Origin of the sequence: Arcobacter sp. CECT 8985 (assembly GCF_004116495.1) — a bacterium.
GTDB lineage: Bacteria > Campylobacterota > Campylobacteria > Campylobacterales > Arcobacteraceae > Malaciobacter.
Genome location: NZ_PDKC01000015.1, coordinates 1 through 21,301 on the forward strand (window position 1 = coordinate 1; position 21,301 = coordinate 21,301).

Consider the following 21,301-nt stretch of genomic DNA (forward strand, 5'->3'; position numbering starts at 1 on the left):
AACTCTCACTTATTCCTTTCGGCCTCAGCGAATTTGGACGGGAATTATAGTATCTTTTTTTACTTTTGTCAACACTTACACCTTAATATTAACTTAAATTTTTTAATTCTTTATACTCTCCCTCTTTCCCTTCTCTTTCTTATGCCTTTTTTATTACTTTTATCTGCTTTTTATTGCCTTCTTTTGCTTTTCGTTTTCTCTCTTTTTCTTTTTGATATTTTTTTGTTTGCTTTTTTAGGTTTTTATTAGAAGGTTGATTTTTATAACTTTTTATGACATTTGATTTATTTTGATATTATATATATCTATTTAGTGAAATGTAAAATTTTATAAGTATGGCTATTTATAAAGAAGTTTATATAGTATTAGTATAAAAACAAGTAGTTACTCTACTTGTTTTTTAAAGCTTTTGCAATTTTTATTACATAGTCTGCAGATATTTTTGCACTTGAATGTAAAAAATCATCAAAATCAAAATTTGCATCCATATCTGCACTATCTGAGATTGCTCTCAAAATAAAAAATGGTACATCTAGTGCATCACATATAACAGCTACACTTGCACCTTCCATTTCTAATGCATCTGCATTAAATGTATTAATAATAAAATCTTTTCTTTCATTTGAGTTTACAAACTGATCACCTGTAGCAATTGTACCCTCTAAAACTTTAAGATTATTTTCTTTAGCAACTTGTTTTGCAATGTCTCTAATATCTTTTGAAGTTTTAACAAATACATCACCACCAGGAACATATCCATTTGCATGGCCAAAAACAGTAATATCTAAATCATGTTGACATAATTTATCTGCAATAACTAAATCACCAATTTTTAGTTCACTATTCACGGCACCTGCAACTCCTGAAAATAATAATGTATCACAACCAAATTTTTCAATCATTGTTGTCGCAGTTAAACTTGCAAACACTTTACCAATTTTTGAATATGCAATTACTACATCCAAACCATCAAGATTTACTTCATAATATTTATTATTTGCAAATTCTGTTACTTTTACATCATCAAAATACTCTAAAAGAGGTTGTATTTCCTCTTCCATCGCACCCATTATCGCTAGTTTATTCATTTAATGCCTCTATTGTTTTATTTAAACTACTAAAATCGCTTACATTAAATGTAGGTTTTTTTGTAATTTTTCTATTTAATCCTTTTAAAACTATACCATTTCCAAATTCAATAAAAGCATCTACATCTGCTTCTTTAGAAGCAATTGAATGTTTATATTTTACTGGGTTAATTAATTGTTCTGAAAGAAGGTCAATAGCTTCTTCTTTTGTATTATATTCATTAGCTGTAACATTTGAAATCACACTATATTTAAAATCATCTTTTAAAAACTCTTCTAAATATGGTTTTAAATTTTCAACTGCACTTTGTAACAATTCACAATGGCTTGCAACAGACATATCTAATACAATAGCTCTTTTAGCTCCTGCTTCTTTAAAAACATCAACTAAGCTTTCTAAATCTTGTTTTAATCCTGCTAAAACTATTTGTCCATCCATATTATAATTTGCAGCCCAAACTTTTAAACCATTTTTTCTTTGTTCTTCACACATATCTTCAACAGTTTTATCATCTAATCCAACTAATGCCATCATTCCTGCTCCTGCTCCTGCACAAGCTTCATTCATAAATTTTCCTCTTTTATGAACTAACTCAATAGCATCTAAATAATCAATAGCCCCAGCACTTACTAATGCAGAAAATTCACCTAAAGAGTGCCCTAAAACAAACTCTGGCTTAATATCATATTTTTCATTGAATATTGCATTTGCAATTGATGAAACTAACAAAATTGCAGGCTGAGTATACTCTGTTTGCCCTATTTTATCATTTTCTTCAAATAGTAACTCGTTAAAGTTAATTCCTAATCTTTCACTTGCTTTTGAAATCATATCTTTTGCGATTTCACTATTATCAAAAAAATCTTTTCCCATTCCAATTTTTTGACTACCTTGTCCAGGGAAAATAAAAGCAACTTTTTTCATTTTTTTACCTCATTTTAAATTTTAATCATAGTTAAAACTATCTGTAAAAAGTAATTAATTACCCTTTATAAATAGTTTTGCCCAAAAGTGATATACACTCTTGGGCAAAAAAAAGTTTTTAGTTAAGACTAAATTAGTGTCCGCAACCGCATCCACCTGATTGTTTTTCTGCACCATCAGATGAACAACAACCACCTTCACCGTGATCATGATCATGGTGACCACCACCACAACAACCGCCACCCATAGCAGCCATACCACCAACAACACCAGTTTCAATTTCTTCAGCTGTTGCATCTCTTAATGATAATATTGCTACTGAGAACATTAAACTTTTACCAGCCATTGGATGGTTATAATCAATTGTTACATCATTATCTGAAAAAGATTTTACTGTTACTTGTACAGTTTCACCATTTTCTCCAGTTCCATATAGACTCATACCTTCTTGTAATTCAATACCAGCAAATTGTTCTTTTGGTAAAGTTTGCATAGCTTCTTCATTATACTCACCATACCCATCTTTTGGTTCAACTAAAACATCAGCTTCATCATTTAAAGCCATTTCAACTAATTTTGTTTCTAAACCTGGGATTATTTGACCTTTTCCTGAAACGAACTCTAATGGTGCTCCACCAACATTTGAATCTAAGTGCTCACCTGATTTTGCATCTTTAAGTGTGTACTCAATTCCGATTACTTTATTTGACATAATTACTCCTATTTAAATTTAATTTTTTATTTCGATATATTTTTACTTGCTATTTGTGCTTCTTTTGAATTTGGATACACATCAATTAATGTACCATAAAATTTATTGGCATTACCATAATCTTTTACTTTTTCAAATGAAATAGCACTATGTAATAAAAGCTTAGGCATCCAAGAGGCTTTATCATACAATACTGCTGATTGTTTAAAATATTTAATTGCTTTTTTATATTTATCTCTGTAGTACCACATTTCACCCAGATAATAATTACTTTCAGCAGGTTTATAATTTAAATCAATCAACTGTTCAAACATTGGAATTGCTTTTGTAAAATAGTCTTTTTTAAACAATCTTTTTGCTTCATCCAATATTTTTTTCTTCTGCGCGAATGATAACTTTTTACTTTTAGTTGATGATTTTGTTTTTACACTAGTTTTGTGACCTAAACTTTTTTTAAATGCGTTAAATTCATCAAGAGTAACAAACTGTTTCATATTTGATTTTAATTCATTTGCAGAAACATATTTTTTATTAATTTCATTAACTTCTTTTACTAACTTATCTATAGCTTTTTTTAATGTATCAATATTTTTTTTATTCTCTTTTGAAATATCTTCTTGCATAGTCAATAATTGACTAGTAACATTTTTTAAATTTTCTATATCTGTACTATTTTTAGTAGTTATATTTTCTGTTTCTTCAAGTTTTTTAACTATATTATTTACTTTTAATACTGTATTATTTAATTTTTTTGAATCACCTTCATAAATTGATTCAATACCATCAATTCTTTCACTTAAAGACTCAACAGTAGTCTTTACACCTTTAAATTTAGTATCAATTTTTCCTAAATCAGTTTTATTCTTTAGAATATATTTTTCTGTAGAATTTAGACCATAAGGTTCTTTAGAATTTAAGTTTCCAGCACCAAAAACAGATACTTCATTAGCATATGCTAATGAAGCTATAAAGATTATAGATGTTAATTTTATATTCATAAAATTTATTTAATCGTCTTAAATGTTATGGTAAAAGTTTGTGTTCAGCTCTTCTGTTTTTTTGCCAACACTCTTTAGTCTTATCAGTACACACTGGATTACTCTCTCCAAAACTTACTAATGTAATTGAATCTTCATTAATACCATCAGAAACTAAAGCATCTTTTGTTGCTTTTGCTCTTTTTAAACCTAAAGCATAGTTATACTCATCAGTTCCCCACTCATCACAATTACCTTCAATTTTGATTTTAGTAGTTGGTTTGATATCAGCAAGTTTTTCAGCATTTTCTTTTGCTTTTTCAATCATTTTTGAATCTAATTTGTATTTATCAAATCCAAAGTAGATATTTTCAATAAATACTTTTTTACCATTTATCATGTAGTAGTATCCATTGTCAGCTTTTTGAGCTAATGTATCATTTAATGTATCTTCTTGAACATTACTATTATCGATACTATCTAAACTAGATTCAGAATTTTTAACTGCACTCTGATTTTGTTCAGTTGCTGAACTTCCGTCCATCTCTACATTCTTTTGACTACAACCAGAAAACAACACTGCTGCAACTAAGAAAGAGTAAATACCTATCTTTTTCATAACAATTCCCTTATATAAATTTTAAATATTTTACAAAAAGTAAACTTAATTACAAATTACAAATATTTTCTCAAAAAATGCCTTTACATCACTATTTATAGAGTTTCTTACTACCAATCAATAGATTGAATTTTTCCACCAGTTAACGGGAAAGTAAATGACTTATTATAGTTTAATCTAATAATACCAACATAACTTTTACCATTTATGTTTTTAATATGTAAAATTGACTCTCCATCAGACGAAAATTTTGGGAACTGATTTACACCAGTTGCTGTTAATCTTCTTAAAAAATCACTTTTAGTTGACAATAAATAAAGATTAAATGTTCTTAATCCAAACTCATTTGCTTTATCTCTACTTGAATAAACAACATAATTTTTATATGTAGTAGCAGAAGAATTGTTTTTCCCATGATAAACAACTCTTTGTACACCACGTTTACCTATAGTTTTTAAAAAGATATTAGGATAACTTAATCTATCAGATACAAAAATAATCTTTTTGTCATTTTCTACAAAATGTGCTCCTACATCAATTCCTTTATATGTAGTTAATCTTTGTTTATATTTTGTAATAAGATTATATAAATATATATCAGCTTGGCCATTTGGAGATGCAGTAATTAATAATTTTTTTCCATCTGAACTCACATCAGAAGCTATTATCATTCCTTCACTTCTCATTATAACTTGCTTTTTACCTGTATATAAATTTGCTTTTATTAAAGTTGGTACTTTGCCATTATATGTAGTATAATAATAACTTTTTTGATTTTTATCTGCCCATTTAGGAAATATATTTAATCCACCATTAACTATTCTTTTTTTGAAAGTTAAAGTATAATCACCAATATAAATATCTGCTTTTCTTGAAGCTTCATAAACAGAGAATATTACAAACTTATCCATCCATTTTATAGATGGTGCTTTTAAATATTTATTTATAGATATTGATATTCTATGAGATAAAAATGGATATCTCTTTTCATATTTAGTACTAAAAGATTTTTTATTTACTAATTGTGTACTATTAATATCATAAAGTTCAGTATTAACAGTCACACCACCAAAACCTGTAATCTTTGAACTTAAATTTAAATATAAATCAATATTATTCTTTTTAAGTATATATAAATCTGGTTTTGTATTAAAATCTGTTGATACATAAGTTGGTTCAACAGTAAAATGACCACTAACTTTTAAATCATTTTCAATTACTTTCTTTACTTTTTTTAGAAAATTAATATTTTTACTATTTTTTGCTATTGCAACAACAATTTTTGGCAGATTAGTAGATTTTTTTATAATTTCTAATTTTGCATCAACTGCAAAAGCTAAATTAAAAAAACATAATAATAACACTACAAGTTTTTTCATATAATTTATCCTTTTGATTTAAATGTAACTTCAATACTTGTGCTTCTTCCTTTATTATGAGGAGGATATGACAATTTTTTTTGTTCATTTAAAAACTCTTTTAGAAGAGTATCAAATTTTTCATTAGTAGAATATTTTAAAAACTTATAATCAAACTCTCCCGTACTTGAAATAATAATTAAAACTTTTGCTTCTAAGTCATTTTCAATTAAAAGAGGGTTCCATCTAGTTGCTAAAATTTCATGTATTTTTGAAAAATATGGATCATTTGCATGTTTTGATGAAGTATCAATTGCTAATGCTCTTTTTTTAGTTTTTACATCATCTAACATTTTTGATAAATTTAAATCACCATTCGTTCTTTTTTCTCTTTCAAACTTTGATTTAAATCTACTTGAATTATTTGAAGCTTTTACATTATTAACAACTTTATCAACAACTTTTTTTTCTTTAGTCTTAACATTTGCAAATAACGATTTAATGTCCGCTTTTTGTTTTGAACTTTTAGAAGTTGTTTTTTTTACAACATCATTCTTAACTTTTTTATTAACTTTCATTTTTGAAATTTTATTTTTTGTTTGATCAGGTAATACAACTTCTAATTCTAAAACTGTAGTTTTTTTTGAAGAGTCATAAATTTTTGCATCATTTTCATCTATATATAAAATAACAAGAGTAAATATAAATATATATATGAAAAAAGCTAAAAGACCAGATAGATAAAAATTTGTATCTTTTTGTGAATTGAAAAAAAGTTTTATCATAAATAATTATCCATCTGTAATTAATGATACTTTAAAAAATCCAGCTTCTTTTACTGTCTTTAATATATATATTACATCATCATAAACTAACGTCTTATCTGCTCTAATATGCACTGGAGTATTTCTATTTTTTGTTTTTGCAAAAAGAATGAAACTATCTGGAAAATCTTTTAAATCATATTTGTTTTTATTTATTGTAACTTCTCTATTTTTATTAATAAAAATTGTGATTTTTTTTACATTTTCTATCTGTTTAGTTTTACTACCACTAGGTAAATTAACTGGTTCTTCAAACTCCATAACAGGAGCAGTAACCATTAAAATCGCTAACAATACTAACATAATATCAACTAGTGGTGTAACATTTAATTCTGGCTTTTGATTAAAGTCATACATACACTTTAACCTTTTGCAACTAAAATTTCAGCTTGTGCCTTAATATAAGTATTTAGTTCATAAACTTTTCTAACTAATATTTGATGAAATGTATATGCAAATATTGCAACAAAAATACCAGCAGCTGTAGCAACTAATGCTTCACTAATAGCAGGTGCAATAATAGAGAACCCAACTTTTCCATGATTTGAAAATTTGGCAAATGATTCTAATATACCTACAACAGTACCAAATAAACCAATAAATGGTGCAGTAGAAGAAATAATAGATAACCAAGAAATACCAAAACTGGCATCTTTAATAATAGAAATTTCACATGCATGTAGAATATGTTTTGAAGATGAACCACTTGAACATTTATATAATGATGACAATGGGCTAATATCACTACCTCTAGAAGTTAGAGTTTCTAATGATTTTTTTTCATTTAAAATTAATGAATTTAAAGCCATTAGTCTATATATAAAAATCCAAAAAATTGTAACTAAGTAAGCAGATAGTAGCACTAACACAAGAATTGTGATAGCACTACTATTACTAAGATAATCTAATATCAAATCAATCATAAGTTACTTTCTAAGCGAAAGAATTGATTTTTGCTTCAACTGAAGCTACAGATACGTTAGAATCTTTAACAGAATTAACTAAATCTTTAGCTGCTTCAATATTTTTAGCAGTGTTAGAATCTTCACCTTGAGTTAATGCGATAGCTCCATCAGCTAAAACATCAACAGAACTTTCATTTACTTTAACGTGTCCCCAGTTTATAGCAACAGCCTCAGTAGAATTTTCTTTTTCAATAACAATTACACCTACTGTTAATGAAGAAACAAGTGATGAGTGACCAGGTAAAACACCGAACTCTCCCTCTTTTCCAGGAAGAGTTACAGTTTTAACATCATCATTAAAAATTTCTCCATTAGGTGTAACTATTGATAATCTAATTGTTTCCATTAGGCTAACCTTATTTTGATTTCATTTCCTCAGCTTTTGCTAAAGCTTCATCCATTCCACCAACCATATAGAATGCCATTTCTGGAATATCGTCATATTTACCATCTAAGATACCTTTGAATCCTGCAATTGTATCTTTAAGCTCAACATATTTTCCTGGGCTTCCTGTAAATACTTCTGCAACGAAGAATGGTTGTGATAAGAATTTCTCAATTTTTCTTGCTCTATCAACTACAAGTTTATCTGCTTCTGATAATTCATCCATACCAAGAATAGCAATAATATCTTGTAAATCTTTATATTTTTGTAATACTGATTGAACACCTCTTGCAACAGAATAATGTTCTTCACCTAATACATCAGCACTTAAAATTCTTGAAGTTGAATCTAGTGGATCAACTGCAGGATAAATACCTTTTTCAGCAATTTTTCTGTTAAGTACAGTTGTTGCATCTAAGTGAGCAAAAACTGAAGCAGGAGCTGGGTCAGTTAAGTCATCCGCTGGTACATATACTGCTTGAACAGAAGTAATTGAACCTTTTGCAGTTGAAGTAATTCTTTCTTGTAATGCACCCATTTCTCTTGCAAGTGTTGGTTGGTAACCAACAGCTGAAGGAATTCTTCCTAATAATGCTGACATTTCAGAACCAGCTTGTGCAAATCTAAAGATATTATCAACGAACATTAATACATCAAGACCTTTTTCATCTCTAAAGTATTCTGCCATTGTAAGACCAGTTAATGCAATTCTATTTCTTGCACCTGGAGGCTCACTCATTTGACCATAGCATAATGCAACTTTATCAAGTACATTTGAGTCTTTCATTTCGTGATAAAGGTCATTACCTTCTCTTGTTCTTTCACCAACACCAGCAAATACTGAGTAACCTGAATGTTTAAATGCAACATTATGGATAAGTTCCATAATAATAACTGTTTTACCAACACCAGCACCACCAAATAGTCCAACTTTACCACCTTTAGAATAAGGAGCTAATAAGTCAACTACTTTGATACCTGTTTCAAACATTTCAGTTTTTGTAGATTGCTCTTCAAAAGAAGGAGCAGCTCTGTGAATTGACCATCTAGTTGTATCTTCAGCAATTGCATCACCTTCATCAACAGGATCACCAATTACATTAAATATTCTTCCAAGTACAGCTTCTCCAACTGGAACTTTAATTGGTCCACCTGTTGCTGTACATTCTTGACCTCTAACAAGTCCTTCAGTCATGTCCATAGCAATAGTTCTAACTCTACTATCACCGATGTGTGCAGCAACTTCAAGTACTAATCTGTCATGGTTTTTATCAGCGAAAGCAACATCAATTGCTTCATTGATTTCTGGTAAGTATCCGTCGAACTCTACGTCTACAACCGGACCCATTACCTGAATAATTTTACCTTTCATACGGGTAGCTCCTTTAAATTATTTTAATGATTCAACACCACTGATAATTTCTATCAGCTCTGTTGTAATTGCAGCTTGTCTAGCTTTGTTATATTCAACTGTTAATGTATTAACTCTATCTTTTGCATTATTTGTAGCAGCCTCCATTGCTTGCATTCTTGCAGAATGTTCAGCAGCTAGAGAATCAATTAACGCATAATACATATTAAAATCTAAATATTTAGAAGTTAATTCATTTAACACTTCTTCGTCATCATCTGGTTCTAATGAAAGCATTGAACTATCATTATCATTAGTTTCAACATTTTCTAAACTGATTGGTAAAAGTTCATTAACTCTTAACTCTTGAGTCAGCATATTTAAGAAACCGTTATAAATTAAAATTACTTTTTCAGTAATTCCATTATTAAAATCTTCTACAACATCATTAATAAATTCAGCTGCTCTGTCATAATCAGGTGCTGATGAAAGATCTGAAACTTTTTGTAAAAGTTCTTCACCTTGGAATGAAAAGTAATCAATACCTTTTCTTCCTACAGCTCTTAATCTAACATTTGCACCTTTTGCTTCATACTCAGCTTTTAATTTACTAACAGTTTTAATTGTTGCCATATTAAAACCACCGCAAAGACCTTTATCAGCAGTAACCAAAACAATATCAACTGTTCTTGGATTGTCATTTGGAATAAATGCTTTATCAACATTACCTTCTTCATGAACCTTGCTAACTCTATTTGCGATATCAGAAAGAACTTCATTTATCTTATGTGCATAACTTCTAGCTTGTTCAGATAACTGTCTAGTTCTAGTAAGTTTTGCAGAAGATACAAGCTTCATAGCTTTTGTAGTCTTCTGAGTATTCTTAACACTATTAATTTTAAGTTTAATCTCTTTTAAGTTAGCCATATGCTAATCCTTAATTTGCACTGAATACAGTTTTAAACTCATTTAATGCAGATTTTAATGCAGACTCAATCTCATCATCAATTTTTTGTTTAGTTTTGATTGACTCTAAAATATTTGAATATTTTTGCTCAATAAATGCATGTAATTCTTCTTCGAATTTAACAACATCATTTACAGCAACATCATTTAAATAACCTTTTGTACCAGCATAAATGATAACAATTTGTTTTTCAATAACTAATGGTTTATTAACACCTTGCTTTAATACTTCAACCATTCTTTGACCAAGTTCAAGCTCTTTTCTTGTTGATTCATCAAGATCAGATGCGAACTGTGCGAATGCTTCAAGTTCTCTATATTGTGCAAGCGATAATTTTAATGTACCAGCTACTTGTTTTGTAGCTTTAATTTGCGCAGCACCACCAACTCTTGATACTGATAAACCAACATTAATTGCAGGTCTAATACCTGAGTTAAATAAATTAGTTTCTAGGAAGATTTGCCCATCAGTAATAGAAATTACATTTGTTGGAACGTATGCAGCAACATCTCCTGCTTGAGTTTCGATGATAGGTAAAGCAGTCATTGAACCTGCTCCTCTTTCATCTGACATTTTAGCAGCTCTTTCTAATAATCTTGAGTGTAGATAAAATACATCCCCTGGATATGCTTCTCTACCTGGTGGTCTTCTTAATAATAAAGACATTTCTCTATAAGCAACTGCGTGTTTTGATAAGTCATCATAAACTATTAATGCGTGTTTACCATTGTCTCTAAAGTATTCACCAATAGTAACACCTGTATATGGAGCTAAAAATTGTAAAGCAGAAGACTCAGAAGCACCTGCATTTACTACGATTGTATAATCCATTGCACCGTTTTCTTCTAAAGTTCTAACAACGTTAGCTACAGAAGAAGATTTTTGTCCAATTGCAACATAAATACAAATTACATCTTCACTTTTTTGATTAAGAATTGTATCAATAGCAACTGTAGTTTTACCTGTTTGTCTATCACCAATAATAAGCTCTCTTTGCCCTCTTCCGATTGGAACTAGTGCATCAATAGCTTTAATACCAGTTTGTAATGGCTCATGAACAGATTTTCTAGCCATAATTCCTGGAGCTTTTTCTTCTACAAATCTTGTTTCAGAAGCTTCAATTGCACCTTTACCATCAATTGGTTCACCAAGTGCATTTACAACTCTACCAACCATAGCGTCTCCAACTGGAGTCTCTAATAGTTTTCCAACTCTTTTACAAGATACACCTTCTGCAAGACCTTCTCCTCTTCCAAGAACAACAACACCTACTGCAGACTCTTCTAAGTTTGAAGCAAGACCTCTCTCACCATTTTCAAACTCTACAATTTCTCCAGCCATTACATTTTTAAGACCGTATACTTGAGCAATACCATCTGCAAAAGAGATGATTTTACCAGTTTCATTTACATCTACATTTAATTCAAAGTTTTCGATTCTTTCTTTTATAATAGAACTGATTTCATCAGCTTGAATCTTTGCACCCATTAAAATTCTCCTTTATAAGTTCTAAACTGCTTTTAAAATATGATCAATCATTTGAGATTTCAATCTATCTTTAGAAAAAGAAATTTCTACCCCAAGTCCATCAATATCAACTTTAATACCATTATAATCACAAACATTTTGTGTTAATGATAAATCTACATTAAATTTTTTACTAAACTCTTTTTCAATTGATGAAACATATTCAACAGCTAACTCTTTGTTAGTGTAAATAACACCTGTATAAGAATTATTAATTGCTGCTAGCTGACGAGTCAACTCTTCTGCAATTTCTGGAATAATATCAAATCTCTTTTTTTCACCTAGTAATTTAATAAGATTTTTTAAAGTATCACTACAATTATCTAAAAATGAGATAATTAACTCAACTTTATCACTATTTTTTACTTCAGTAGATGATATAATAGCGATAAATTTATCATCATTATAAGCTGAAGATAATTTTTCTAACTCTTCAGCTAAAGCAGTCACTGAAGCTACTTCTCTTCCATCTAATAAAGCTTTAACATATCTTTTTGCTACTAAATCAATCATTATGCTACCTTCTTAAGTACAATATTTGATAACTCATCTTGAGTTAATTCAACATTGTCTGAGTTAAATAGCTCTTCAAGAACTTCAGCAACAACTTGTTTTTTTGCTTTTCTTAGTTCAACTTTTGTTTTCTCATCAAAGTTTTTCTCTAAATGAGCAATTTCAGCTTCAACAGCTGCAAGAACTTTTAGTTTAATTGAATCTACATCATTATTTGCAGTTTCAACTATTTCTGCAGCAAGAACTTTTGCTTCTTCTAATTGTTTATTAGCATTGTCAATCTTTTTTTGAGAAGCTTTTAAAGTATCTTGTACTTTATCAAGTTCAGCTTGGATAGAAAGACTTCTATCTGCAAAAAAAGCTTTAACTTTATCGGCTAATAAATACCATAAAATTCCAGCAAAAATTATAAAGTTAACGGTTCTTTGAATAATATCTGTATCCGCACCTTCACTACTAGCAAATAATACAACAGGACTTAAAGCTAAACCTAATAATAACAACTTTTTCACTTTAATTCCTTTATATCGAGCTAAGCTTAGCTTTTAGGCTCTCATTAAATTGAGGCATAGAAGCTATTAATGAATCTTTCAATACTCTTGTTTCATCTTGTAAATGTTTAGTAAACTCTTCAGATTTAACTTCTAAGTTTGCTTTAGCATTTGCAAGTTTTGCATCAGCATTTTGTTTTGCTTCATTATAAGCTTTTTCTCTAATTGCAGCGGCTTCTTTTTTAGCAGCAGCAATCACATCATTTGCTTCAGCCAGCATGCCATCTACATTTGCACTGTTTGATTTTGCATCTTCTAAATCTTTTTTAATTGATTCAGACCTATCATCCATATGCTTTAGTAGAGGCTTGAATAGACAACTGTTTAGTCTAGCAACAACTAACAAAAAGATGATACCAGAGCTAAGCAACAATACAGGACTTATGTCTAACATTCATTCCTCCATATTTTTACAGTTTAGTTTGACTAAAACTGATTTATTTTATCAAAATGTTTTATAAAATTATATTAAACAGAGGAATAATGTATAGAAAATTTATAAAGTGTTACGAAAATAATTAGAAATCTTTTCTATATCTTCTTGAGAGTTAATTTCAATTTTAAAATAATTTTTTTCAGCCTTAACTTTTAGCTTATTATCTTTTAATGTTTTTACAACATCACTTAATGGATTGAAATCATAATTCGCAGTTTTTTTATTTTTTTGTACTTTTTTTGTACTTGGATTTTTTAAATCTTTTACTAGTTTTTCAGTTTCTCTTACAGACAATTTTTGTCCAATAATTGAATCTGCAACTAATTTTTGTTGATCTTCTTCTAATCCCAACATAATCTTTGCATGGCCAGCACTTATTTTATTATTTGCAAGCAATTGTTGTACATATGAACTTAATTGTAAAAGTCTTAAAGTATTTGTAATTGATGTTCTACTCTTGAACACTTTTTTTGATAATTCATCATGTGTAATATTATGTTCGTTTAAAAGTTGAGCGTATGAGTATGCAAGTTCAATTATATTTAGATCATCTCTTTGAATATTTTCTATTAATGCTAATTCTCTTAATTTAAACTCTTCAATATCTAATACAATTGCACTAATTTTATCAAGATTTGCAAGCTTATGTGCTTTTAATCTTCTTTCACCTGAAACTAATATAAAACCTTCATGTTTATCTTCAATAACAACAATAGGTTGTAGTAAACCATGTTCAACAATTGAATCACTTAATTCTTTTAATTTATCTTCATCAAATATTTTTCTTGGTTGATTTGGATTTGATTTAATTTTATCAATATCCAATTCAACAATATTACCTATTTGTGAATAATCATTTTTACTATTACCATTTTCATAAGCAATTTCAACTTCGCCTAATAATTCTCCAAGTCCTCTACCTAGTGCCATTTTACTATCCTGCTATTGCTCTTGCTAAATTTGTGTATGCTTTTGTTCCAGTTGCTGCTGCATCATAAAGCATAATTGGCTTTCCAAAACTTGGGCTCTCTGCAAGTTTAATATTTCTTGGAATCACAACATATGACGCATCATCAATCTTAAATAATTTACTCTCAAAGTGTTGTGCTAAATCAGCAAAAACTTGTTTTGATAAATTATTTGTAGAACTATACATAGTAGGTAAAAAACCTCTAATTTGTAATTGTCTATTAATTGTCTGTTTAACAAGTTTAATTGTATTAAGTAACTGTGCTAATCCTTCTAATGCAAAAAATTCACATTGAATAGGTATTAATACAGAGTTTGATGCACTTAATGTATTTATTGTTATTGGTCCAAGTGCTGGTGGTGAATCAATAATAATATAATCATAATCTTTTTTTACAGGATCAATTTTTCTTTTTAAAATAAGTTCTCTTTCTTTGTTATTTTTATAAAACTCTTTTTCAATTCCAACTAATCCAATATTTGATGGTGCTACTTTTAGATTTTCAATTTCTGTATCTAAAATAATTTCATTTAACTCTTTAGTTCCAAGCATTACATGATATAGGTTATATTCATAAGTATCCCTATGAAAGCCTAAACTTGTAGTTGCATTAGATTGAGGATCAGCATCAATTAAAAGAACTTTTTTACCTCTTAATGCTAAAGCTGCACTTAGATTAACGGCAGTTGTTGTTTTTCCAACACCACCTTTTTGGTTTGCTATTGATATTATTTCTGTCATCTTAAACTAAATACCTTTTTATTATCTATATTTATAGAACCGTCGCTATTTAAAACAGCGTTTTCTAATGATTTTTTTTGATTTTCAATTGTCACATGGAATCTTTTGCTATTTTGAAATTCTACCTTAAACTGACTAAATATTTCCTTCCATGAAATTTGTTTTTCAATATTATTAAAATAGTTTTTCATTGTTTTATCAATATCAATTTTAATATCTAATTTACCAAATTCTTCACTAACATTATTAAGATTAATTCCTATTCCACAAAATAACAAATTGTTGCTCATAGTAGTGATTGTTCCACCTATTTTTTTATTATTTATATAGAAATCATTTGGCCATTTTATCCAAACATTTGAACCTAATTCTTCAAATATCTTTTTTAATATAAAAGAAAAATATATTGAACAACTTTGAAGAGGTAAATCTATTGGCAAATCCTCAATTTCATAAACAAAAGAAAAAAATAGATTTCCTTTTACTCCTGTCCAACTATTTCCTCTACTTCCAACTCCATTAGTTTGATAATCAGTTATTATACAAGTGGGAGTAAAAACTTCTAAATTTTTAATGTAATTTTTTAAATATGTATGTGTAGAATCTATTTGTGTTAATCTAATAATTTTCATAATTTATTATATCAAATTATATTGCAAGATTTTATTAATACTTTTACGTATATATTATTAATGTAAATTGGATATTTAAAACTTATAGTATACATATCTAAGAAATTAATAGTTACATAATTTTATTATTTTATGTAACTATTAATTTAATATATCATTTACTTCTAATCTTTTACCTCTTAAATAATCAGCTATATTCATAGGTTTTTTCGAAACTGGCTGAACTTGATAAATTTTTATAGTTCCAACTTCACAAGAGATGATTGCATAATCTTTTCCAATTTCTTGTATTAGTCCTTCTTTGTTAATTGAAGACTCTTCTAATAATTCTAAATTTTTTAATTTTAATCCAGATTCAAGAAAAATGCCAGGCCAATAACAATAAGCTTTATATTTTAAATAAAGTTTTTTTGCACTTTTAAAAGATACCAAGCCATTCTCTTTTTTTATTTTTTTACAAAAACTAACTTCTGAATCATTTTGTTTTTTAGGTAAAATATTTTCGAAATTGTCTAATGTTGTAAGAGTTAAATTAGCAGCAATTAATGATAATTTTTCAAAGACTTCATCTACTAACATCTCTTTTTTTAATTTCAAGTACTCAATAGCAAGTATATCCCCACTATCAAGTCCTTCTTCCATAAACATAGCTGTTACACCAGTATATTCATCATCATTTAATATTGATTCTTGAATAGGACTCGCACCTCTATATTTTGGTAAAATTGAAGCATGTAAATTTATACATGGTGCTATAGCTAAAATTTCTCTTGGTAGAATTTGACCATATGCAGCAACAATTATAAAATCTGGTGACAATTGTTCTATTTGATGTGTTATCTCACTATTATTTTTTAATTTTTCTGGTTGAAAGATTGGTAAATCTATATTATTATCAATACAGTATTGTTTTACATGAGGAGCAGTTAAAATTTGTTTTCTACCAACTTTTTTATCAGGTTGAGTAAAAAGTGCTAAAACTTCATATTTTTTAGATTTAACTAATCTATCAAATATTGCAGTTGCATAGTCTGGTGTTCCCATAAAAACAATTTTTTTCTTCATTATACTTCCTGTGCTTTAAATAGTGTTCCACTTTTATGATTTTCATTTATAAAAAATTCATATGCATTTGTCAAATCAAATCCTGAACTTAAAAACATTGGAATATTTCTATCCATTAAAAACTTAGCAGCTTTTAATTTAGTAACAATTCCACCAGTTGCAAATTCTGAATTTGGTGTATGTTTCATCTCTAATTGAGACTCATAAACCACATCAACATTTTTTTGTAAAACTGCATCTTCAAACTCTCTTGGATTTTTATTATAATATCCATCAATATCTGAAAGTATTGCTAAAATATCAGCCTTAAAATAAAATGCAGCATGTGCAGCTAACTGATCATTATCACCAAATAACAACTCGTCATTTGCAACAACATCATTTTCATTTACAATAGGGATTACATCATTTTCCAATAATATTTCAACTACATTTTGTGCATTTTTTGTTCTTTTTTTAGAATCAAAATCTGTTTCAATCATCAAAATCTGTCCACAAATAATATCATATTCTCTAAATTTCTTTTTGTAGTGTTTCATCATTAAAGGTTGACCAATTGCCGCAAGCGCTTGTCTATTATAAATAATTTTTTTATCTAAGTGTAATCTAGTATTTCCAGCGCCAACAGCACCAGAACTTACTAGAATTACTTCATATTTTTTTTCTTTTTTTAATTTTGCTATAAAATCAACTAAATTTGATAATCTTTCTAATGCTAATTTATTATTATCAGTCAGAACTGCTGTTCCAACTTTAATAACGATTCTTTTCATCTACTATGTCCTAAAAGTTCATATAAAGCATACCCGATTGATTTAGTATTTAAATGTGTAACTGATGATATTGGCAAAATAAAAAATGGTTTTGTTTTGTCATATCTTGATAGTGTTAGATCTTGAATATAGTATGGTAATTTTCCATCAAATCCAAAATCGTTCTCTTTAGATTCTTCCAAATCTAAACTATCAATTAATTCTTTTATATCTTTATTTAAATCTTCACCATAGTATGCGTCAGTTTTAGTTAACGCTATTGCAAAGTTTCTTCCACTAAGCTCTACTGAAAATTTTGCCAATTCTTCTTTTAATATTTCAAACTGTTCTGTTATTTTTCTATGGTTTGAAACATCAATAGTAAATAGTAAGGTTTTAGTTCTTTCTATATGTTTTAAAAACTCTATTCCTAAACCTTTTCCTTCACTAGCACCATCTATAATTCCTGGAATATCTGCCATTACAAAAGAGTTATACTCACCAACTTCAACAACACCTAATTTTGGTGTTAATGTTGTAAACTCATAATTTGCAATTTCTGGTTCTGCATTTGACAATGTTGAAATAAGTGTTGATTTTCCAACATTAGGATATCCAACAAGCCCAACATCTGCTATAAGTTTAAGTTCAAGTTTTATCTCTCTTGATATACCTGGTAAACCTGGTTGACAATAAGTTGGTCTTTGATTTTTGGAATTTTTAAAGTGGAAATTTCCCATTCCACCTTTTCCTCCATCTAAGAACTTAACTTTTTCACCTTCATTAACTAAGTCTAATAATACTTCATTTGTATTTGCATCAATAACTTGAGTTCCAGGAGGTACAGTAAGTGTAAGTGCTGGCGCAGATTTACCTGTCATTCTTCTTCCCATACCTTGTTTACCATTTTCAGCTTTAAGTACAGTTCGACCTTTATACCATGATAAAGTATCAGTGTTATTATCTACTAAAAAATAGACATCTCCACCTTTTCCTCCATCTCCACCATCTGGTCCACCCTTAACTACAAATTTCTCTCTTCTAAAAGAAGTACAACCTTGTCCTCCCTTTCCTGATGAAATTGTAAATTTTACACTATCTATAAACACTTTGTTCTCCTAAAACTAAAAAAGGGTGTAGGCAAACTGCCATACACCCTTTTTTAAAAAATATTTCTAACCTCAAATTATGAAGCGTATACAGAAACTTTCTTTCTATCTTTATCTTTAATTTCAAACTTAACTACACCGTCAATTAAAGAATAAATTGTATGGTCTTTACCAATTCCAACGTTTTCACCAACGTGTACTTTTGTTCCTCTTTGTCTTACTATGATGTTACCAGCTCTAACTGTTTCTCCACCAAATTTTTTTACACCAAGTCTTTTACCAGCTGAATCTCTATTATTCTGTGTAGATCCTTGACCTTTCTTGTGAGCCATTTATTATCTCCTTAAAATTATGCAGCGATTTTAGTAATTCTAATTTTTGTGAAGCTTTTTCTAAAACCTCTTTTTAATTTACTATCTTTTCTTCTTCTTTTTTTGTAAATGATAACTTTTTTATCTCTATTTACACCAGTACCATCTAGTACTACTTCTGCTTCAACTTTAGCAGCTGAAATAGCATCACCAGTTTTTAGTTCACCGTCATTTAATGCAATAACATCAGCGATTTCTACAGTTTCTTTTGCAGCTTTACCTAGGTAATCTACATTAAGAATATCACCTTCTTGAACTTTGTATTGCTTTCCAGCACATTTAATAATTGCGTACATTCTTCAATCCTCTAACTATCTATATCTATCAAATACGTATTTTTTGTGAAGCGAAATATTATCCAATCTTAGTTTAAACTTTGTTTAAGCGAAAATTTTATTGATAATCATATGGCAATGCAATTACATCCATTTCAACAAGTACATTTTTTGGTAGAGTTTTAACTGCTACTGTACTTCTTACTGGTTTATGATCGCCAAATGCTTCTGCATATAATACATTAACTATACCAAAGTCATCCATATTATTTAAAAATATTGTAACTTTAATTACTTTATCCATACCACTTTTACAGTCTTCTAACAGCTTTCTAAGATTTTCAAGAACTTGTCTAGTTTGAACTTTAATGTCCCCTTCTACTAGTTCTCCTTCTGCTGTTAAAGGGATTTGCCCAGAAGTATAAATTAGTCCATTAGCTTTTATTGCTTGTGAATATGGACCAATTGCTGCTGGCACTCTATCAGTATGTAATAACTCCATTTTTTCTTCCTCTTTAATTTTTTTGTGATTATACAAGTTTTTGAATTAATTACTAATTATAAGTAACCATTTTACCTTGTTTTAACTGGAAAATTTTATCTTTTAATTTTCTTATTTCTAAAGATTTCTTTTTAAAATCCATATCTTTATCATATAAAAGTCTATTTAATTGGGAAGAGTAATATTTAGATAAAAGAATACAAATTTCCAATTTTAATCTATCATCATCATAATCTTCTAATCTTTCATTTAATAAAATTCCATTTAATGCAGGATTATCAATATCATTTAATAAAAGCTCAAACTGCTCTTTATGGTAATCAAAAATTGAAGAATCAACCATATCTAAAACATAATCTAACCTTGATGGTTTTTCTAATATAGCTTTTATTATGCTTAATTCTGCAATATCTATTTTTGTTGAACTATTATCTACTTTTCTTTTTACTTGATTTGATACTTTTACTAGATTTTCTCTAATATTTAATTTTTGTGCTAAATATCTTTTATACTCATCTTGATACAAAATACTCAATGTTTTTAAATAATCATTTGCTTCTTGCAAAGCTTTTTGTTTTTGATTTGCATCATTTATATTATACTTTGAAACAATATAATCAATTGCATATGAAATAAAAGCAATAGGATTATCAAATATTTTATTTAGTTGTTCAACTTTACCTTCTTTTACCATATCTGCAGGATCCATCCCTCCAGAAAATATTACAACTCCACCTTCAAATTCACTTTGACTTAACATCACGGAAGCTTTGAAAGCTGCATTTAACCCTGCTTTATCACCATCATATGCTACAATTATTTTTGGTTCACCCCTTCTTAAAATTGGCAAATGATCTTTAGTTAAAGCTGTTCCTAATGTTGCAACTGCTGTATTAAATCCTGCTTGATGAAGCATTATTACATCTAAATACCCTTCTGTTACAATTATTCTATTCTTTTTATATATATTCTCTTTTGCAATATTATATCCATACAATAATTTTGATTTATTAAATATTTTTGTTTGAGGTGAATTTACATATTTTGCATTATGACCTGTAATTGTTCTTCCACCAAAACCAACGATTTTACTATTTAACCCATATATTGGAAAAGTAATTCTTTCTATAAATCTTGAATATAGACCATTTTCACCTGAGTCTATAACACCAAGCTCTTTTGCATCTGCTAAATTTAAATAATTGTTTTTTAAATAATTTATTGTTTCAAATGATTTTGGTGCATAACCAATCTCAAATTTTTCTATAGAAAACTCTGAAATCCCTCTACTTTTTATATACTCTTTTGCTACATTATTACTTGCAAATAATTTTATATAATATTGATTTACAGAATCTAATACTTTCAGGTCTTGTTTTGGTTTATGATTATCATCATAAGATAAAGTTACATTATACATCGAAGCTAATTTTTCAATAGCTTCAGGGTAATTTAATTTTTCATATTCCATTACAAATTTAATAGAATCTCCACCTGCTCCACAACCAAAACAATGGTATATTTGTTTAGCAGGACTCACAACAAAAGAAGGAGTATCTTCTCCATGAAAAGGGCAGCATGCTTTAAAGTTTGCTCCAGATTTTTTTAATTCTAGTGATTGTGAAACTACATCTACTATATCTAGATGATTTTTTAAATTCTCAATTGATTCTTTAGTTATCATAG

At 28.4% G+C, this 21,301-nt stretch carries 26 protein-coding genes; all 26 read right to left on the minus strand.

Features of this window, described 5'->3' with window-relative positions:
• Positions 1 to 389: 389 nt before the first annotated feature.
• Positions 390 to 1,088, minus strand: a complete 699-nt coding sequence (locus CRU93_RS07735; RefSeq protein WP_129103620.1) for a 5'-methylthioadenosine/adenosylhomocysteine nucleosidase — start codon at positions 1,086 to 1,088, stop codon at positions 390 to 392.
• On the minus strand, positions 1,081 to 2,013 hold the full coding sequence (gene fabD / locus CRU93_RS07740) for an ACP S-malonyltransferase (protein ID WP_129103621.1): 933 nt from the start codon (positions 2,011 to 2,013) through the stop codon (positions 1,081 to 1,083). The genes CRU93_RS07735 and fabD overlap by 8 nt, the downstream gene beginning before the upstream one ends.
• Before the next feature lie 133 nt (positions 2,014 to 2,146).
• Positions 2,147 to 2,725 carry a peptidylprolyl isomerase gene (locus CRU93_RS07745; protein ID WP_129103622.1) on the minus strand — a complete coding sequence of 193 codons (579 nt, stop codon included), beginning with the start codon at positions 2,723 to 2,725 and terminating at the stop codon, positions 2,147 to 2,149.
• Positions 2,726 to 2,751: 26 nt separating this feature from the next.
• A complete protein-coding gene (locus tag CRU93_RS07750) occupies positions 2,752 to 3,723 on the minus strand; it encodes a tol-pal system YbgF family protein (RefSeq protein ID WP_129103623.1) in 972 nt (323 codons plus the stop codon).
• 25 nt (positions 3,724 to 3,748) lie between these two features.
• Positions 3,749 to 4,321 carry an OmpA family protein gene (locus tag CRU93_RS07755; protein WP_129103624.1) on the minus strand — a complete coding sequence of 191 codons (573 nt, stop codon included), beginning with the start codon at positions 4,319 to 4,321 and terminating at the stop codon, positions 3,749 to 3,751.
• A 110-nt stretch (positions 4,322 to 4,431) separates the two neighbouring features.
• Complete coding sequence (gene tolB / locus CRU93_RS07760) at positions 4,432 to 5,700, minus strand: Tol-Pal system protein TolB (protein ID WP_129103625.1); 1,269 nt, start codon at positions 5,698 to 5,700, stop codon at positions 4,432 to 4,434.
• A gap of 5 nt (positions 5,701 to 5,705) precedes the next feature.
• Positions 5,706 to 6,464, minus strand: a complete 759-nt coding sequence (locus CRU93_RS07765) for an energy transducer TonB (protein ID WP_129103626.1) — start codon at positions 6,462 to 6,464, stop codon at positions 5,706 to 5,708.
• A 6-nt stretch (positions 6,465 to 6,470) separates the two neighbouring features.
• Complete coding sequence (locus CRU93_RS07770; RefSeq protein ID WP_129103627.1) at positions 6,471 to 6,860, minus strand: biopolymer transporter ExbD; 390 nt, start codon at positions 6,858 to 6,860, stop codon at positions 6,471 to 6,473.
• A gap of 5 nt (positions 6,861 to 6,865) precedes the next feature.
• Entirely contained in the window at positions 6,866 to 7,426 is a 561-nt protein-coding gene (locus tag CRU93_RS07775; protein WP_129103628.1) for a MotA/TolQ/ExbB proton channel family protein, read from the minus strand.
• 10 nt (positions 7,427 to 7,436) lie between these two features.
• Positions 7,437 to 7,814 (minus strand): ATP synthase F1 subunit epsilon, encoded by a 378-nt coding sequence (gene atpC / locus CRU93_RS07780; RefSeq protein ID WP_129103629.1) that lies wholly within the window; start codon positions 7,812 to 7,814, stop codon positions 7,437 to 7,439.
• A 10-nt stretch (positions 7,815 to 7,824) separates the two neighbouring features.
• On the minus strand, positions 7,825 to 9,225 hold the full coding sequence (gene atpD / locus CRU93_RS07785) for a F0F1 ATP synthase subunit beta (protein WP_129103630.1): 1,401 nt from the start codon (positions 9,223 to 9,225) through the stop codon (positions 7,825 to 7,827).
• An 18-nt stretch (positions 9,226 to 9,243) separates the two neighbouring features.
• Positions 9,244 to 10,131: an ATP synthase F1 subunit gamma gene (gene atpG, locus CRU93_RS07790; RefSeq protein ID WP_129103631.1), complete on the minus strand. Its 888-nt coding sequence runs from the start codon at positions 10,129 to 10,131 to the stop codon at positions 9,244 to 9,246.
• A gap of 10 nt (positions 10,132 to 10,141) precedes the next feature.
• The gene (gene atpA / locus CRU93_RS07795) at positions 10,142 to 11,659 is read right to left on the minus strand and encodes a F0F1 ATP synthase subunit alpha (protein ID WP_129103632.1); all 1,518 of its coding nucleotides are present in this window, start codon (positions 11,657 to 11,659) and stop codon (positions 10,142 to 10,144) included.
• A gap of 21 nt (positions 11,660 to 11,680) precedes the next feature.
• A complete protein-coding gene (locus tag CRU93_RS07800; protein ID WP_129103633.1) occupies positions 11,681 to 12,211 on the minus strand; it encodes a F0F1 ATP synthase subunit delta in 531 nt (176 codons plus the stop codon).
• Positions 12,211 to 12,723, minus strand: coding sequence for a F0F1 ATP synthase subunit B (locus CRU93_RS07805; protein WP_129103634.1), 513 nt, complete (start codon positions 12,721 to 12,723; stop codon positions 12,211 to 12,213). The genes CRU93_RS07800 and CRU93_RS07805 overlap by 1 nt, the downstream gene beginning before the upstream one ends.
• Positions 12,724 to 12,733: 10 nt before the next feature.
• Positions 12,734 to 13,156, minus strand: coding sequence for a F0F1 ATP synthase subunit B' (locus CRU93_RS07810; protein WP_129103635.1), 423 nt, complete (start codon positions 13,154 to 13,156; stop codon positions 12,734 to 12,736).
• Positions 13,157 to 13,258: 102 nt separating this feature from the next.
• Entirely contained in the window at positions 13,259 to 14,128 is an 870-nt protein-coding gene (locus CRU93_RS07815) for a ParB/RepB/Spo0J family partition protein (protein ID WP_129103636.1), read from the minus strand.
• A gap of 4 nt (positions 14,129 to 14,132) precedes the next feature.
• Entirely contained in the window at positions 14,133 to 14,909 is a 777-nt protein-coding gene (locus tag CRU93_RS07820; RefSeq protein WP_129103637.1) for a ParA family protein, read from the minus strand.
• On the minus strand, positions 14,906 to 15,541 hold the full coding sequence (locus tag CRU93_RS07825; protein WP_129103638.1) for a biotin--[acetyl-CoA-carboxylase] ligase: 636 nt from the start codon (positions 15,539 to 15,541) through the stop codon (positions 14,906 to 14,908). Before CRU93_RS07825 ends, CRU93_RS07820 begins: the two co-directional genes overlap by 4 nt.
• Positions 15,542 to 15,682: 141 nt before the next feature.
• Entirely contained in the window at positions 15,683 to 16,606 is a 924-nt protein-coding gene (gene fmt, locus CRU93_RS07830) for a methionyl-tRNA formyltransferase (protein WP_129103639.1), read from the minus strand.
• Positions 16,606 to 17,379, minus strand: a complete 774-nt coding sequence (gene proB / locus CRU93_RS07835; protein WP_129103640.1) for a glutamate 5-kinase — start codon at positions 17,377 to 17,379, stop codon at positions 16,606 to 16,608. Before proB ends, fmt begins: the two co-directional genes overlap by 1 nt.
• A complete protein-coding gene (obgE, locus tag CRU93_RS07840) occupies positions 17,376 to 18,467 on the minus strand; it encodes a GTPase ObgE (protein WP_129103641.1) in 1,092 nt (363 codons plus the stop codon). The genes proB and obgE overlap by 4 nt, the downstream gene beginning before the upstream one ends.
• A 77-nt stretch (positions 18,468 to 18,544) precedes the next feature.
• Positions 18,545 to 18,799 carry a 50S ribosomal protein L27 gene (gene rpmA, locus CRU93_RS07845; protein WP_129103642.1) on the minus strand — a complete coding sequence of 85 codons (255 nt, stop codon included), beginning with the start codon at positions 18,797 to 18,799 and terminating at the stop codon, positions 18,545 to 18,547.
• Positions 18,800 to 18,816: 17 nt separating this feature from the next.
• A complete protein-coding gene (gene rplU, locus CRU93_RS07850; RefSeq protein WP_129103643.1) occupies positions 18,817 to 19,134 on the minus strand; it encodes a 50S ribosomal protein L21 in 318 nt (105 codons plus the stop codon).
• A gap of 97 nt (positions 19,135 to 19,231) precedes the next feature.
• Positions 19,232 to 19,615, minus strand: a complete 384-nt coding sequence (locus CRU93_RS07855; RefSeq protein WP_129103644.1) for a RidA family protein — start codon at positions 19,613 to 19,615, stop codon at positions 19,232 to 19,234.
• A 52-nt stretch (positions 19,616 to 19,667) separates the two neighbouring features.
• Positions 19,668 to 21,299, minus strand: coding sequence for a DNA primase (gene dnaG / locus CRU93_RS07860; RefSeq protein ID WP_129103645.1), 1,632 nt, complete (start codon positions 21,297 to 21,299; stop codon positions 19,668 to 19,670).
• Positions 21,300 to 21,301: the final 2 nt, after the last annotated feature.